This is a genomic window from Streptomyces sp. NPDC051561 (assembly GCF_044454195.1).
Lineage (GTDB): Bacteria > Actinomycetota > Actinomycetes > Streptomycetales > Streptomycetaceae > Streptomyces.
The window spans coordinates 136,885-152,658 of the sequence record NZ_JBITDM010000004.1; the positions used below are offsets into that span (position 1 = coordinate 136,885).

Annotated in this window: 13 protein-coding genes; 5 read left to right on the plus strand and 8 right to left on the minus strand. The window is 65.9% G+C overall.

What is annotated here, in order from left to right:
- Positions 1-77: 77 nt before the first annotated feature.
- Complete coding sequence (locus tag ACIA73_RS11515) at positions 78-311, plus strand: hypothetical protein (protein ID WP_399438194.1); 234 nt, start codon at positions 78-80, stop codon at positions 309-311.
- Here the strand turns inward: ACIA73_RS11515 and ACIA73_RS11520 are convergent.
- The 5 genes from ACIA73_RS11520 to ACIA73_RS11540 form a co-directional block, all read right to left on the minus strand.
- Positions 277-1,332, minus strand: a complete 1,056-nt coding sequence (locus ACIA73_RS11520; RefSeq protein ID WP_399438195.1) for a hypothetical protein — start codon at positions 1,330-1,332, stop codon at positions 277-279. The two genes, ACIA73_RS11515 and ACIA73_RS11520, sit on opposite strands and share 35 nt — an antisense overlap.
- Positions 1,329-5,714 (minus strand): hypothetical protein, encoded by a 4,386-nt coding sequence (locus ACIA73_RS11525; RefSeq protein ID WP_399438196.1) that lies wholly within the window; start codon positions 5,712-5,714, stop codon positions 1,329-1,331. The genes ACIA73_RS11520 and ACIA73_RS11525 overlap by 4 nt, the downstream gene beginning before the upstream one ends.
- Positions 5,714-6,469 carry a hypothetical protein gene (locus ACIA73_RS11530; RefSeq protein ID WP_399438197.1) on the minus strand — a complete coding sequence of 252 codons (756 nt, stop codon included), beginning with the start codon at positions 6,467-6,469 and terminating at the stop codon, positions 5,714-5,716. Before ACIA73_RS11530 ends, ACIA73_RS11525 begins: the two co-directional genes overlap by 1 nt.
- A complete protein-coding gene (locus ACIA73_RS11535; RefSeq protein ID WP_399438198.1) occupies positions 6,466-7,941 on the minus strand; it encodes a hypothetical protein in 1,476 nt (491 codons plus the stop codon). Before ACIA73_RS11535 ends, ACIA73_RS11530 begins: the two co-directional genes overlap by 4 nt.
- A 280-nt stretch (positions 7,942-8,221) precedes the next feature.
- Positions 8,222-8,716 (minus strand): hypothetical protein, encoded by a 495-nt coding sequence (locus ACIA73_RS11540; RefSeq protein WP_399438199.1) that lies wholly within the window; start codon positions 8,714-8,716, stop codon positions 8,222-8,224.
- 260 nt (positions 8,717-8,976) lie between these two features.
- Between ACIA73_RS11540 and ACIA73_RS11545 the strand changes: the two genes are divergently transcribed.
- Entirely contained in the window at positions 8,977-9,537 is a 561-nt protein-coding gene (locus ACIA73_RS11545) for a hypothetical protein (protein ID WP_399438200.1), read from the plus strand.
- Positions 9,538-9,563: 26 nt separating this feature from the next.
- Here ACIA73_RS11545 and ACIA73_RS11550 read toward each other — a convergent pair whose 3' ends face one another.
- Positions 9,564-10,079, minus strand: a complete 516-nt coding sequence (locus ACIA73_RS11550; protein WP_399438201.1) for a hypothetical protein — start codon at positions 10,077-10,079, stop codon at positions 9,564-9,566.
- Between the two features lie 346 nt (positions 10,080-10,425).
- On the opposite strand from ACIA73_RS11550, the gene ACIA73_RS11555 reads away from it, so the two are divergent.
- Positions 10,426-10,752: a hypothetical protein gene (locus ACIA73_RS11555; protein WP_399438202.1), complete on the plus strand. Its 327-nt coding sequence runs from the start codon at positions 10,426-10,428 to the stop codon at positions 10,750-10,752.
- A 124-nt stretch (positions 10,753-10,876) separates the two neighbouring features.
- Complete coding sequence (locus ACIA73_RS11560) at positions 10,877-12,022, plus strand: hypothetical protein (RefSeq protein WP_399438203.1); 1,146 nt, start codon at positions 10,877-10,879, stop codon at positions 12,020-12,022.
- Positions 12,023-12,160: 138 nt separating this feature from the next.
- Here the strand turns inward: ACIA73_RS11560 and ACIA73_RS11565 are convergent, their stop codons facing one another.
- The gene (locus tag ACIA73_RS11565) at positions 12,161-13,087 is read right to left on the minus strand and encodes an exonuclease domain-containing protein (protein WP_399438204.1); all 927 of its coding nucleotides are present in this window, start codon (positions 13,085-13,087) and stop codon (positions 12,161-12,163) included.
- A gap of 444 nt (positions 13,088-13,531) precedes the next feature.
- Between ACIA73_RS11565 and ACIA73_RS11570 the strand changes: the two genes are divergently transcribed.
- A complete protein-coding gene (locus tag ACIA73_RS11570) occupies positions 13,532-14,950 on the plus strand; it encodes a hypothetical protein (protein ID WP_399438205.1) in 1,419 nt (472 codons plus the stop codon).
- Between the two features lie 52 nt (positions 14,951-15,002).
- Here ACIA73_RS11570 and ACIA73_RS11575 read toward each other — a convergent pair whose 3' ends face one another.
- Positions 15,003-15,755, minus strand: coding sequence for a hypothetical protein (locus ACIA73_RS11575; RefSeq protein WP_399438206.1), 753 nt, complete (start codon positions 15,753-15,755; stop codon positions 15,003-15,005).
- Positions 15,756-15,774 lie beyond the last annotated feature (19 nt).

Below are 15,774 nucleotides of genomic sequence, written 5' to 3' on the forward strand. Positions count from 1 at the left end.
CTTCGTCCTGCGGTCGAGGGCAGGCGGGGTCGTGCGTGCAGCATGACCTGGGAAACAGGCTGCCGACTGGTGATCCCGTGCCTAGACTTCTCGGCCTGCACGACATGCCGGGCTGTCTCGAGGGGGCTGTGGCCGACCTGAAGTTGTTCTCTGTCGAGGGCGAGTGCGCTCGCGAACTCCGCAGTCAGCAGGTGCTGGTGGAGCGGGACCTGCAGAGGATGATCGAGCGCAACATGGAGACCCTGCTCGGTGTGCGCTTCCTCGCGTCGGAGTTCTCTACCGGGGACCAACACGGCGGGCGCATCGACTGAGCACATCGAGTCGTAGCGCCTCCTGGGGAATCATGCGGTCGGCCAAAAGTACGTCTCGAGCTCGGGCGCGAACGCTGGGCGGGAGCCAGGCAGTGAGCTTGCGGGCATCGGCTGGCCGTACCCGACGGCCAGCGCGGGAGGGCTGGTCGAGCAGCAGCTCCCACAGGCGTATTGCCGCCCCTGCCTGCACGCCGACGCCCTCTGAGACCGTGCAGGCCGCTGCTGCAATCTCAAGCCCAGCGGTGTCCAAGTCACCGAGGTAGTCGAGGTGGGTGACCTGGAACGGCAGGGTGGTGAGAGATTCCAGGGGCGCGGTGTTGCGGCCCTGTACCCAGGCGACCGCGGCCCACAGCGGGGTGACGTCGGACCGGAGCAGTTGGAGGAGGGTCCGGAAGGTGGCGTGGTTCTCGACGCAGACGATGGGGCTCGGTTTGCTCAGGATGGCGGCGGTCGGCTCCCAGACGAGCGGCGTTGGCAGGCGTTTACATCGTAAGAGTTCGAAGGTAATGCGACCCTCCCCCCACAGTGTGGCCCCACCGCGCGGTGGTGTGTGATCGAACGCCTTCTCGTCACCGACGAGTTGGTATGCACGTTCGGTGGCGGCGGCTACAGGGACCTTGCCGCCGTCGGTACGGCGAAGCCACTCGTTCACCGCGAGCAGCAGGCGCCTCTGGTAAGCCGAGAGCCGCAGGCCGGTTGCCCAGGTGAGCTCGCGGCGCAGGGGGCTGGTGATGGGGAGAAGCTTGTCCGTGAAGCGTACGGGCGTCGCGAGCGTCACCGTCTTGGGTAGAGTGGCCCGCCCTCGCCGGACCGTGACGGTACTGGCGGCGGACCACACACCCTTGCGCTCACCTCGGCGAATGACGTCGTGCACGAGATCCGGGAGGGCGACTGTGTCGGCGTGCTTGGTCAAGGACTGGACCGCGGTGGCTACGTCGTCGGCGTGCCGACGACCGCCGCGCTGGTCAGGGTCAAGAAGAACGAGGAGGGCACTGAAATCGATCTCGTCTGCGGTGCTCATTCTCCGAGCACCCTCATGACATCCCGCTGAAGGACATCAAGGTCGACAATGTCGCGTTCTCCATCGTCGATCACCATGACCCCCTCGCGGGAGGACGGACGCAGCCGCCGGCCCAGGGTGATGATGCGGTCGAACATCGACAGTGCCCCCTTGTCCTTCGGCGCTGCGGTGAACAACAGCTGCAGCTCCATCTTGTCGGCGGCTCGCCGCATGGTGCGGATGAACTGATCAGCGGAGGCTTGGCCAAAGGGGTTGTCCAGCCAGAGCCAGCCGATCGAGGACACATCGCCCATCGAGCGGACCTTGGTCATCGCCGCGTACAGCAGAACGGCTGCGGTGACGCGCTGTCCTCCGGAGAAGTTCTTCAGCTCGGAGACGTCGACCCGATCGAGCCGAAGGTCGGTGTGTGGCTTGAGGAGCTTGACCCGGAACGGTGCGTCGACGAGTGCGCGTACCGCGGCGAATAGCAGCGCTTCCGGACTGGACGTGCTGGCGCCCGGCCTGAGCAGGGCGTGGATGACCCGCACGATCCGGTCGACAGCGATGGACTCGTCGGTCGGCACCTTCTCGTGTTCGATGAGGACGAAGTGACGTTGGGACCATTCGCCCAGTCCTTCGGGCAGCCGGGACTGCTGCTGGTACGCACGTAGTCTCGTGAGCACCTTGGCTGCTTGCAGGTGCAGGATGCGGGCGCTGTTGAGGACGTTCTGTTCGTGGCGGTCGAGATCGTCGTGCAGCGACACAACGCACTGTTCCAGCTGTCCGGAGAGGTGGTCCGCCTCTGACGGGAGACGTTCGTCGGCGCGCAGTCGGGAGACTAGTTCGACAACGTGCGGGCCTGCCGTCTCCTCGACAGTGCGGGCCAGGCTCCCGTGGGCGCAGGCGCGCACCTGTCCGAGGGACTGACGCTGGGTTGCTTCGCTGTCCGCCAGCGCCTCCTGGCAGGTGCGAACTTGATCCGTAGCGTCGCTGATGTGCGCGGTCAGTGCCGTGATGTCGTCGGAACGCCGCCCGGTCAGGGTGGGGTCGGCCAAGTAGCGCAGATTGCTCACCATCGCGGTCACAAGGACCATGGCCTGGTCTGCTGCGCTGACCGCATCTTTCGCGAAATTGGCTAGCTGCTCCTCGGAGCGCTGGGCATCCAGAGCCTCGCCTGTCACTTGATCAAGCTGCCCGGCGAACCGCTCGGTGGCATCGGACGAGCTGACCTCACTAGCCGGGGGAACTCCTTCGATATCGGGAGACGTACGGTCGGAGCGATCAGCAATCCACCGCTGGTGCTCGTCGCGGGCGGTCTCGGCGGCCTGCTGAGCTTTCGCGTGGTCTTCCCGTGCTCGGGCCTCGTGTTGTTTGGCCCGCTCCGTGGCCGCGTTGAGGGCCACAGAATGACGGGCGTCGTCCGTATCCGCCAGCTTCTCGGCTACACGGCGAAGTTTGTGGTCAGCATCAAGCTTTGCGCCGAGGTCCGCCAACTTCTGCCGGGTCTCCTCGATGCTGTCCAGGAGACTCTGGTCGGCGACCGCATGGCGCAGAGCCTCCTGGACGCCTACCAGTCGAGCCACGATGGTGGAGGGTTCCTCGGTAGGGACAGGACCTTCACTGGTCGCCGCGAGTTTGGCAGCGCGAAGTTCTTCGGCGGCGTCATCCCGGCAGCGTCGCGCTGCCTGTTTCTGGTTATCGGCTTCTGTGACCGCGTCGGTGAGCTGGGGCATGCGGTCTTTGAGGGCGCTGATGCGTCGGCCAGTCTCGGCAATGGATGTTTGCAGCCCTGGCAGCTGCCGACGGGCATCGGACAGTCGCGCGGCCGTTCTGATGAGCGGGGTCAGGAGCCTGCGCTTCTCTGCTACTTCCTCAATGCCGTGCTGCGCCTCGTCCCGCTCTCGGTACTGGTGCTCCTTGGCACGCGCAAGGTCCCGGAGCGCGACTTCTGCAACCTGTTGAGCCGCTTCCGCATGCACTATCCGGTCCTGAGCTGTTCGGACCTGTGCGGCCAGACCTGGACGAGGATCGTCTGGCAGTTCTTGCCATAGGCGGGCCAGCGCGGCCAGCACGTCGCGGGCGTCCGTCGCCCGATTGACCGCTTCTTGACAGCGCCGGTCGGCCTCATCCATTACGTCGGTGGCGGCTGCGACCATTGCGCCCGCCACTTCCCGGTCGAAGGTCCCCGGGTGGGGCAGCAGCACCTGCGCGTACGTTCCATCGCTTGCCGAGGCGTCGCTGTTTGCAGCGGCAGCTTCCGGATCAAGCACGGCTCCGATCCAGATGGCGGTGTCGACCTCGACGTCGCACACTGCCTGCAAGGCACTCTCAAGCGAGTCCGGACGTAAGAGGACGATGCCGGAAGCGATCTCGGGGCGGGCCATCGCGAAGGAGGACGCGGCCTCAGCGGACATGGTGTCTGCCAGCCATCGCCAACCTGGCCACGCCGGCGCTTCGGCGTTCGTACAGCGCTCGGCCAGTTCCTCGATGAGTGACGCCCCCGGAAGCAGACCGTCGCTCCCCACCGATTCGAGAGTGCGGCGGGCATGTCCCGCGGTAGCTCGGGCCGCAACTGCTTCAGAGTCGGCGGACTCCGCACGACACTTGAGGGCCTCGGCCAACGACAAACGTGCATCCCACACTTCGATCGCTGTGTCCCCTATGACGGCACTCAGACGGTCGTCGTGCGTCAAGGCGTGGACCCAGTCGCTGATCTCGCGTCGGCGGCGCTCGGCAGCGTCAGCATCGGCCCGCGCGGCATCCGCTTCCCGGCGGGCCGTGTTGACCGCAACCTGTGCGGCCGTAGCGTGGCGATCGATCTCCTTCAGTTCTTTGTCTGCCGCCTGCCGCCGCTTGCGTGCGGTGGCCGCCTTCTCCGCCCACGCAGCCTCCTCCGTCTCTGGCGAAGTACTTTCGGGGAGTAGTCCCACAGCGATCGCAGCCGCGATATCCCGCTCGGCCTCATCAATCTGCGTCTCGGTCTGGCGAATCCGCTCGGCTGACGTGGCCTGATCCGCTACAGCGGCTCGCAGGCTGTTCTCCGCTTTCGTCACCGCACTAACCGCACGGTTGTGCTGGCGCCCAGCGGTCTTGAGTTCCTCGGCGGCGGTGTCACGGCGGGCAGTCAGGAGGCGGGCCAAGGAGTGTCGATGTCGTTGCTCGTCGGCGTGGAGTTCGGAAGTCTCCTTCTCCACAGCTTCAAGTTGTTCAGTCAGCCCGGCGAGACGGGCGGTGGCCCGGCGCCCTTGAAGCACAATGGGAACCAGCTCCCACGCGGCCAGGGTGTGCACGGCTCGGTTACGAGCGGCATGTAGCTTTCCTGCGAGGGCCTTGGCGTTTTCGGCACGAAGCTCGGCGCCGCGCACCTGCATGCGTAACCGGTGGGCTTGCGCTCTGCGTGCAGTCGCCGCGGCGTCCTTACGGCGCTGTTCATGTACCTGGTGTTCAGCTGCGGCCGTCGTCTTGTCCTCGCCTAGGCCGCTGAGCGTGGCGTCTGCGTCGGCGACGACGCAGGCTGCATTCGTCTGGGCCACGGCTACTTCCGCACGATGGCCGACGACTTCCTGGTGGGCGATTGCCAGGCGCTGCAGCGGCTTGATGGTGCGCTCCCACAAGGCCAGCTCGTTCACCCACCGTGGTCGCGCCTTGGCGTTCGCGCGCAGTACGTCGATGCTCTTGCTGATCTGCCCCACGGTCCTCGGCGGAACCGTCGCACCGACGAGCCAGAGGACGAAGCCGTCCGAGTCCGGGAAGCGCATCACCTGGTCGACGCCGCCTTCGGACTCGTTCATCTCCGCCTGGAACCGCGACTGCTCCAGATCGATGTCGGCTGCGCCAAGCCACGTGAGCCAGTCCTCCTGATGGTCCGACGGCGGGTGGGGCGGCAGCACCCCGCCATCTGGCAACAACTCACGTACAGACTTGGTGAATTGAGCATGCGTAGTACGCCGACCGAGAGTGGTTCGGAACGGAAGGTCGGCGATCGTCGGGCCGGAGTCGTAGGTGATCCACCCGTAGAACTCACGCTGCAGTTTGCGGGGGTTCTTCAGGTCCTGGATGCCTCCGTCGGTCCAGTGGGCGACCATGCCCATCACGACGCGCTGCAGTTCGCCACCGATGACACGGGTAGCTTGCTCGACCACATGGCACACGTCGCCAGAACGCACCAGCTTGGCCAGCGACCGGTCCGAGTCACCTCGGATGAACGCGCGGGCATGCGGCAGGTAGAGCCCGAAACGGAGTGCGGTGATGGTCGTCTTGCCCGTGCCATTGTCGGCCCAGAGCGCCGCGTGCTCGGTGGCTTCGTAGGGGTCGGACCAGTTGATGTCGAGTCCCTCCAGCCGCGCTTCGGGGAAGCCGGCACCGCTCAGGTAGGTGCGCTCCAGGCGCCAGCTCGTACGCATCACACGCCCTCCCCGGAGCCCTCATTGGCGAGGAACGCGACGGGGGCAGGAGATGCGACGAGCGTTTGCCGTACGAGTGGGCCACCGCTCGCCGCGACAAGCGCGCGGTACCGGTCGGTGGATCGCCACACCTTGAGGTCAGGGCGGGGCGGAGACACGGAGGTATCTGTCACGAGCAGGCTGAATTCACCCAGCATGGCAAGGACGTCCTCACACATCCGCACCGTGCAGTTCCGCTTGAGTCGCCCACCATCGGTTTCGGCGGCCTGCTTGCGCCGCGCATACGCGCCCCACACCGGACCGAGTTCCTCGCCGGTGGATGCCTCGCCTGCACCGGCTGTGAGGGCCTGCTCTCGGATGAGACGGTCCACATCCACGGCAGTGACCCGCCGGGTTCCTGGCTCCCCGACCGCTCGTGCGGTTGGGTAGCACCAGGCGGCGACGCCGGCCAGAGCAAGTCCGTAGATCAGCCGATCGGCAGCTTCGTCCTGGACGCGCAGCCACGGGCTGGTGTCGGTGACCGCCAGCGGCGAGTCGGGTTCGGCGATCAGCACGGGCCCGGTGGAACGGTCCGACCCTTGAACCCACAGGCCAAGCGCGCGCAGGTACTCGTCGACGAGTGATCGAAAATCCGGGTCGGTGTGGTAACGATCGAGCAGGGCGCCGTACTCGTCGAGCCGGGCTGGGGAGGCCGTGGGCGTGAGCGCGTACCTCAGTAGTAGGCCCGCGTCGCGGGCGTCGTCGCGGGCCGTCATGGGGTGCTGGCCTTCCGGTGGACGAGGAGATCGGGGACGTTCAGTTCCGGCAGAAGGCCCCGGATGCCGTCGTCAGTGGCCCACCACTCGTCGTGCGGATCAGGCCGGTTGTCGGGGCGCCACAGCATCAGCGCGTCGAGTGTGAGAAGCAGGCGCAGCCGCCTGCGGGCGGTGTCACGGTTGCCGCCAGCGAGGTCGGTCAGCTCGGCCACGATCGCGGCATCGGTGCGGGTGACCAGGGTGTCGGCGTCAGCGAGGAGTTCCGTCAGCCGGGCCTTCATCCCTGGGGCGATGCGACAGGTCCGCAGCACATGGGCCACGCAGTGGAACTGCTCAGGGAATTGCTCGTATACGCCGTCGTCTTCCAGCGGCTCGTCAGTCTCGATGCCGGCCTCGTCCGCAGCACGGCGGCGTGGTGGCAGGACGAGACGATCAGCCAGTGCGGTCACGTCCAAGAGCATCGCCGGGTCAGGCGGGGACAGAGAGCCACCGGGGGGCAGGTTCCTGTCGCGGAGGAGAGCCAGCAGTACATCAGTAGTCGGGTTGATCTCGCCGATACGAGCAGCAGCGAATGCTTGTGCGGCCTGCGCGTCGCGCCACTTTGGTGGTGCCGCGATCACTTCCGTGTGTAGCGCGGCCAAGGTCTCGATCGCTTGGTCGAGGCTGGAGATCGCCGCAGATAACTGGCGTATGGCCAGAGGGTCATGCTCCTCCGACGTATTCGTCCGCAGGCTCTCCAGATGCCGGTGCAGCGTGCCATCTACACTGATTCGCTGGTCTAAGTGCCGTTCTGCAGCATGGAGTTCTGGCCGCAGCGTGTTCAAATAGTCGACTCGTGTGACATCTCGCTCTGCTTCGGCGATCAGACGCCGCACATTGGCCGCGTAGGTCCGCGACAGTGTCAGGGCGTCCTGGGCGGAGTCGACCGCCGCGTCTAGCCGTCCGCTGTCGACCTGCGCCCGCAGGACCGCGATGACGGCCTCGTGCTCGTCTTCCAGCGATCGGTTCGTTGCGATGAGCAGCAGTGCGACTGCTGCGTTGTCCACGTTGACAAGCAGCGTGCTCCCATCCGCGGCCAGCGTCTCGAAGAGGATTCGCACCTGCTGAGAGTTCGTCTGCCAGTCGGCATCGGGATCTGCGTATTTGACGTCGAAGTAGGGCGTGGGCTCGTCATGCCGCAGCAAGTGGTCGAGGACGTGCCGCGCGACGTACGCGTGTTCCTGAGCCGAGCGATGTGGCGCCATGGCGTGGGCTACGTGTGTCATCTCGGCAAGAACGGTGGTCCGTGGAGTGCCGAGGCTGCCCCCGAGGCCCGACGACAGGGCGACGGTGTCGACGCAGAACTGGATCAGGGCGATGAAGTCGTATGACGGCCATTCGACGCTCGAGGCGTTGTGGGTTCGGCCCAGATGCATGGCGAAGATCGGAGACAGATGGGCGAGGGCCCGGCGCCGGCGCGCTGCAGTACCCACCAGTGCAGAAGTGCCTCCAGAGCCGACCATCCCCTCGCTCCCCTCGCTCCCCTCGCGCAGCCGCGCGGCCTCCGCCGCGTCGGGCCGAGAGCGGTCCTCCTACCCTGGTACCACCGGCCCGTGCCGCTGGCAAGCGAGGCATCGAACTCCGCTCCTCCCGCCCACCTACCCCCTCGTTTGACTCGGTCTCCCTGCTGGCACCGGAGTGCGGAGGCGTTCCAGTCCTCCTCGCACGCTCCGGTGCAAGCAGTAAGCGCCTGGTCGCTCGAAACCACGTGAGCTACACGCGTGCAGGAACGCCCGCCAAACCGTCATCCCCGCCGTCGCCGTCGTCTCCATTCCTTTTGCGGTCACGCGCGTCGTCAAGACTGTCGAGCGTTCCGCGCAGAGCCTCAGCAAGGCTGCCTGCGGTCTCCGCCCCTGCGGAGAGGCCGGGAAGTCCTTCGATACGCAGCGCGGATGGGGTCTGCGCCACCGAGTAGCCGAGTTCTTGCAGAATGCCGGTCAGCGCGTGGTGGATATACACGCGTGCGGCGCGATGGAGGAGCCCCGCACGTCCGTCAGCCAAGCCCTCGACCTGCTCGCGTGCTGCCGCACTGCGCGCGCTCGTGGAGACGAACCATTCGATGGAGGCGGCCCTGGTGCCCGCGGACGTAACCAGAATGCCCGTCGCTTTGGTTCGGTCATCGGTGTCGGCGACAGGCAGGCCCATGCCGCCGAACAGCGTCTCCAGCTCCGTGGAGATCTCATTGCCATCGTGGCGATGTGCGGTCATGGGCGGACGCTACGCGCCCCCGACGCCGGCCTGCCTGTGTGAGCGAAGACTCACCGTTGACGGCCGAAGGCGACCGCTGGCCGGAACCGGCTGGCAGGATCTGTGCGAGAAACAACCGAAACTGCTATTACGCGCTCTCTCGGCACCGAACCCAAGGCGCTCAGGACCCCGTCCGCCGTGGTCCGATGAAGGCAGCGCAAAGCTGGGCCAATTTCGACGTTCGGTCAACTCTTCAAGGGATGAGTCGCTAGCGTCGGAAGATGGAGAGCAATCCTCCCAACCCCCGTGATGACAAAACTTCGTTGGATCTATCGATCCATCTCGACGGCAAGACCGCAGCGATGGTCCGCCGTATCGCCGCCATCAAGGAACGGCCGCACGAAGAGATCGTGGCCGAGTGCGTCCGCGATGAACTCGGCCACAAGATGCACGACGCAATGTACGCGAACGCCGCCGAATACGCCGTCGGCCTCGATGGGTTGGCCAGACAGCTCGCGGAAGTAGTCCGTGATCTCGGGGCACTGCCATCCCGGGACGCCGCGAGGATCGTGGCATTGGTGGACGCGGCAAAGCTGTGCCCTCTGCCGGCTGAGCTGGGCGAACGTATCCTCCAGCAGCTCACCGCCCTGTGGGAGGGACGGATCACTGAGTACGGCAAGCGCCGCGACGGAACCTTCGGGCCGGTCGACGATACCGACCTGGGCGTGCGAGTCACTCCCGAGCAATGGGATGCCTGCGCACGTATTGGCGCTCCCGACAGCCTGGCTGCTGGGGCACGGAAGGCCCTTGCGTTCGGCATCGAGGCACTCGACCAGCGCTGATGGAGGAGCAAGACGACGAGCATGCCCTATGCGCCTAGAGGCGAGCGGATCTGGTCTGACCAGACTCCATAGGCCCGCTCGACGTGCAAGGCCGCGACGTACCAGTTCAGGTCGGTCCCGGCCGCGGCGTCGCGGTTGCGGCCGAAGAGGTGGGTGTTGTCGATGCAGGAATGGGCTTTGCCGAGTGCGAAGGCCACTTCCAACCACGGGATCTTCAAGCCCCCGCATTCGCGTATGTCCTCGCCCAGGGCCTGGAGGGAGTAGCGCAGCGAGCGCTCGTCTGGGACGGCGAAGTCGAGCTGGGGCACGGTCGGGTCGATCGTCGTGCGGCCCCACTGATTGATGCGGCTGGCAATCTGCCGCTGCGAGACGCGACACGGAGGGACAGAGAACAGGCCCTCGCCAGACTCGTCCGACGGCGGGACCGACGCGAGAGCCGGGGCGTCGGGGGTGGTGGTGAGGAGCCCGGCCTGTTCGAGCAAGCGGGCCATGGGAACGCAGGTGTCCTCGACGTGGTGAAAGGGGCCCTTCTCAGGCGTCATGGGCACCGGACCCTATGGCTGCTCCAGACTCACGATGGAAGGATTTCAGCCAACCACGCTCCGCCATCCTCACCGGCTCACGTACGGCTCGCGCTCGTCCAGTGACGACGGCTCCTGAGACGCAGTTCGACCGGATACAAGCCCCTGCGTCACCGGCAATCGGTAGGGTCCCAGCGCATGAACGACGAGGCTTCCCCCTTACGCCGCAAGCCCTTAAAACCCAAGCCTCTGGCGGAGGAAGTGCGACACCTTCTGGGCCAGTATCGGGCTCCTCGGATCGGACACCGATGAGCGATCCCGTGCCCACGGAATCGTCATCACTGGCGCCGAAGGCGATGCCGTTTTCGTGGAGTGGTTCACCTCCCGCACCCTGCGGGAGTCCGCCGCCATCGAACAACGTGAGGCCATCTGCCAGGGCCCTGCCGACCTCCTGCACCGCGACGGCCGCCATTACCTGCACCGCACGATAGCTACTGCCCTACGCGAGCACGGCGACATGAAGACCGACGTACTCGCAGACCAAGGCGTGCTGGTCAAGCGAATGCCCGACGTGGCGATACTCGAACAAGACACGGCTGACCGCCCACGTGCCCTGGGCGAGGTGCTGGCCGAGCCGCCGTCCCCGCTGAGGGGTTTCCTCATCTCGGAGGAGGACGAGGACAAAAACCAGTGACGTCGGATGTGCTTCTGCCCGGCACTCTCGGAGCGGGATGTCAGTGGCATCCAGTATGAATTGGTGCGGAAAAGATCATTGATGATCGTCGCGGATTCGAAGCTTCAAAGGGGTGGGTGGACAAGTGACCGATCAGCCGGTGTTCGTCCTGGGTGAGGGCCTGCAGACTCTGGAACCGGCCGGGTTCGAGACGGAGGCGGAGTTCCAAGAACTCCTCGCACGGCATCCTCGCGTTCTGGACTTCGGTTCGCTCACTGATGGTCAGCCACTGCGACTGGTTCTGGTGGCACGGGAGATGGGGGTGCCAACGAGTGCAGAGACCGGCCGAACCTTCTCGCTGGATCACCTGTTCGTCGATGCCGATGGTGTGCCGACGCTGGTAGAGGTCAAGCGTGCCAGTGATACCCGCATACGCCGGGAAGTCGTGGGCCAGATGCTCGACTATGCCGCGAACGGCGCGCGTTACTGGCCGGCCGCGCTGCTGCAGCGCACCTTCGAGGAAACCTGCACGCTGGACGGCAGGTCCTTGGACCAGGCATATGGGGACCTCCTCGGCGATCAGTCCCCGGAGGACTTCTGGACGACGGTCGAGGAGCGGTTGGCGGCTGGGCAGATGCGACTGCTCTTCGTCGCCGACCGCATTCCGCTGGAGCTGAGGGCGATCGTAGAGTTCCTCAACCGGCAGATGCGGCAGACCGACGTGTACGCAGTTGAGCTGACGCAGTATCGAGGCGGCGGTGACCTGCGCGTCCTCGTGCCGCGCATCCACGGCGAGGTCGCTACGGCGGCGAAATCTCCCTCCGGCCGTCGCAGCAGTCAACGGACCACCCGGGCGGACATGGAGACGGCCATGCGAGATCGACTGGCTCCGGACCTGCACGCTGCGGCGACAGCACTGCTGGATCACGCGGCAACCAAGGGCCGACCGGAGGGCGGCACAGCCAAGTACCCCAGCATGTCCGTCTACTACCCCGTAGGAGATCGGCAGGTCCCGGTCTGGACACTGTCGCTGTACGACAGTGGAAAGACTGAACTCGCCTTCAGCTTCGGGTCGATCACCCACCACCTTGGCCACGACGGAACCTCGGCCTTCGCGGAGGCTCTCCCGCGCGCCGGCGATCTGAAGACGAAGCTGGTGACGCAACGCGAGAAGGGCTACAAGGGGTGGCCGTCGGTGTCCCTGGCTGATCTGACCGCCGAGCCCGGAGCAGTAGGACGCGTTCTCGCGGCGGTGGAACAGCTCATGGACAGCCAGGACTCCTCTACCTGACCAGCTGGCGGCTCAGCGGACTGGGCAATGCGGCTACGGATGGCGCTACACAGGGACAGCAGTCGACACCAGCCCGAGGTAGCCCGCCGGGCGCCCGCCGATGGCCACCGACCCTGTGCTCGAGCACGCGTGGACGCCTCAGCTGAGTAGGCGCCGCAGGAACTCGTCTTCGTCCAGGACCTCGATGTCCTGGCCGGCGTCCAGCAGCGACTGTGCCTTCTTGGCCTTGCCGCTCAGGGTGTCGCCGGGCTTGAGCTGTGTCTGGGAGGCGGAGATGAGGATGGTGGTCTTCTTGGTGACGTTCTCCGCGGGTTGTGCGCCGACCTCGGCGAGCTTATGGAACGCCTCGTCCCTGGTCATGGAGGTCAGCTTCCCGGTCAGGCAGACCGTCGCTCCGTACAAGGCTCCGTCCGGATCGGCGTCGGGGTTGGCTCCGGGCAGAGGTTCGCGTGCCCCTGTGCCGTGGCCCCGGTACTGACTGCCCAGCCACTCGCCCGTGGGTGCCATCCACCCCCATCGGATCTGGTGCCCGTTGAGCAAGTCATCGAGCGATGTCATTTCCGCGGCCCGCATTGCGGCGAGCATGACCTCGGCAGCGGCCGTCGCGTCTGCGCTCGCGTCGTGATGGTCGGTGAAGGCGATGCCTGCGGCGTCCGCGCAGAAGGGGAGGCTGTAGGTGAGGAGCTTCCAGGTGCGGCGGGCCACGACCTGCGAGCAGGTGTAGCGGAGCTCGGGCCACTTGATGCCTTCGGCGTCGCTGGCGGACCGAATGACGCTCATGTCGAATCCAGCATTGTGGGCCACCAGTGGGAGTCCATCAGCGAACGCTGCGATGTCCGCGAGCACTGTCGTCCATCCCGGGGCTCCTGTCACGTCGGCTGGGGCGATGCCGTGGAGAGCAACGTTGAACGGATTGAAGTGATCCAGCCCGGCAGGCGGCCGAATCAGCGTGCCCCAGGTGTCGGCTACGTGGCCGCCGACGACCTTGGTCATCCCGACGGCACAGGGGCTTCCCCTGTGCTCGTTCGCGGTCTCGAAGTCGATGGCCACCCATGAAGAAGACATGCCACCAGGCTTTCCGGCGGTTGATCTGGCGGCAAGAGCCGTACGTCCCTATGACGTGAACCTTTCGTAGATCAGGCTCGGAAGGGACGGCCGGCACTCGGTGGCGTGACGTCTCCGCGTCGACGCTGTCGAGCTTGTATGTCCGCTCGGTGCCACGGCTGCGCAATGCTGGAGACCATCGATGAGCAGCGGGGGTGGAGGGCCTGCAAGATCGTGACAGTGGGTGCCGCTCCATGCCACTGAATCTTGTTTCCCCATTTCAGCGCCTTACGCTCCTCACCTGGCCTGCCACCCAATCCACCCTGTGCCACCCCGTCCGCTCACGCAGCGCTCACGCAGAACGCCGTCCGGCAACCCTTCATCTGCGGGCTCCCCCGTGCGTTCGGAGACGACCACCCGTACGAGTCATTGCACCTGGCTCGCCCTCCAAGGTGAGCTGTTGCCATGCATCGCTGGTCTCTCCTGAACGAACGACAACTCGGCCTGCTCGGCCGACTCGCGGACAGCAAGAAGTCCCAAGAACCCTGGGACCCCGGTGCGTGGCGCACCGCCTACGCGCTGCGCGATCGCGGGTTGGTCACGATCAAGCGGAGCGGGGGTGAGGCGGACGTACGGGTCACGGAGGCGGGCACCTTCTACATCCGGCACGGCCATCACCCGGACGACCCCGCACACGCTGGGGAGAAGGAAATCACCAAGAGCAAAGGGGCAGGTAACCCCCGAGCCGTGTCCTACGCCAACAGACCAGTCGCGCTCGCCCGTCAGAGCAAAGCGAAGGACCTCATCGAACGACTCCTCGTCGAAAAACGCGTAACCGTCACCGAGCCCGACGAGGCCACAGTGACGGAGTGGCGGCGCGTGATCGACTACGCGAAGCGCCACGACCTCCTACCTGCAGGCCACCGCGTCGAGAGCCTCCGCATGTGGAATCGCGATCTGCAGATCTCTCTGGTCGAGGGGCCACACCCCAACTCGCTGAGAAGGAGGCCGGACGAGGCCCCACCCGTCGACGTCCCCACTCGATTGCGCTCCCCACATCCGGTCGTCACCGCCTTGAGGGACGACGACGGCCGGCTCGTCATGCCCGCCCCACTCCGCAATCGATCGTTGCTAATCCTCCAGGGCCTCGCCTCCGAAGCAGTACGTCGCGGATACACGGTGAAGAGCCATGACGTTGCCGCCCGCCATCGCAGCCGCGCCTACTCGTACAACGGACGGCACTACCCCTCCAGCTACTCCCGCCGTGAGGGTGAACTGGACCTGGTCGTGAACGGCCACACCTACACCGTCACCATCCAGCAGGAGTCCCCACAGTCCACCGACCAGGAGCGCTCCAAGAACCTCGTCATCGAACTCGGCTACAGCCGATCGAAACGGCAGTCCCGCTGGGCAGACCGCAAGCGCTGGACACTGGAGGACATTCTGGGGGCCGTTCTCCGGGAAATCGAAACTCGCGCCGTAGAGGACGCCCAGCGGAAGGCGGACGAGGAACGAGCCAAGGCCGATCGCGAGGTCCGTTGGCGGGCGGCCATGGAGATGGCGAGGGAGCAAGCCGCTCAGGCCCAGTTCGCCGAGGTGCTCCGTTCGGAGGCACGTCAGTGGCAGGACGCATCACTGCTGAGCGAGTACTGCAATGCACTGGAACGTCGACTAGAGGCAGCGAGCGAAGCGGACGAGGCAACGGTGTCCTCGACGCGACAGTGGCTCGCGTGGGTGCGCCGTTACGTTCAAAGCCTCAACCCGCTAACCCGCCTCCCCTCCATGCCCACCGCTCGCGAAGCGAAGCCCGAGGAGCTGGCGCCCTACCTGAACGGCTGGAGTCCCCATGGCCCCGAGGCACACCGCGGCTGGGGGACTCGATAGCCAGTCCCTGCCTCGTTCTGTCCGCTCACGCAATCTCGGCCCCTGCCCGATGTCAGGAGTCGGAATTGAGCTGCTTCTGCATCTCCTCGACACGACGCCGCGTTGCCGCTGCTTTGCGCTCCTCTCGGCGGAGCTTCTCCTGCACGGCAGCCAACTCCGCCGCTATGCGCTCTCGATCGGCCGCCGCACGTTCCACTCGGACGGTCTCGCCGCTGTACGCAGGGCCCACGCGAAGGCTCTGCGCGACTCCGCGGCGCTCGCCGCACTCCGGACAGTCGGCGACACCGATAGAGACGCGGTCGTGCTCGCGGTGCTGGGTGTATTGCGCAACGTGGTCACACGTCAGAGTCAGGTCCCAAGTGTCCAGATCCTTCTTACGCTCCTCCTCCGAGGGCAAGGTGGCGCAGAAGTTCGCAAGCCTTCCGAGAGTTTGGGGGCTCAGCGGTGCCGGTGGACAGCAGTTGAAGCAGTGCGTGACCCGAGACCCGCTATAGCTCCAGCGTGAGCTCTTGCAGTTCGGATGCTTCTCTTTGAAGCGCGCTTCAGCGGCGTCGTACTCCCGCCGCTGCTCCTCGGACAGCTTCATCAGCGGAGGCCAATTCCCCAAGCTGTCATGCATCGGCTCTCCACAGCCTCTACAGGGTTCGCCAGCCACGACCTCTTCCCAGGTCAGGCGCATCCCTTCTCGCGCCCATCTCTCGCGTCGCTCCCTGTCCTGCCGGTCTTCTTCCTCAGATGCAAGAGCCTTCTGCCTGGCACGTGCGGCGGCACGTTGCTGGCGCTGTTCCTCGGTCAGTTTGGCCATGGTTCCCCTCCAAACGTGG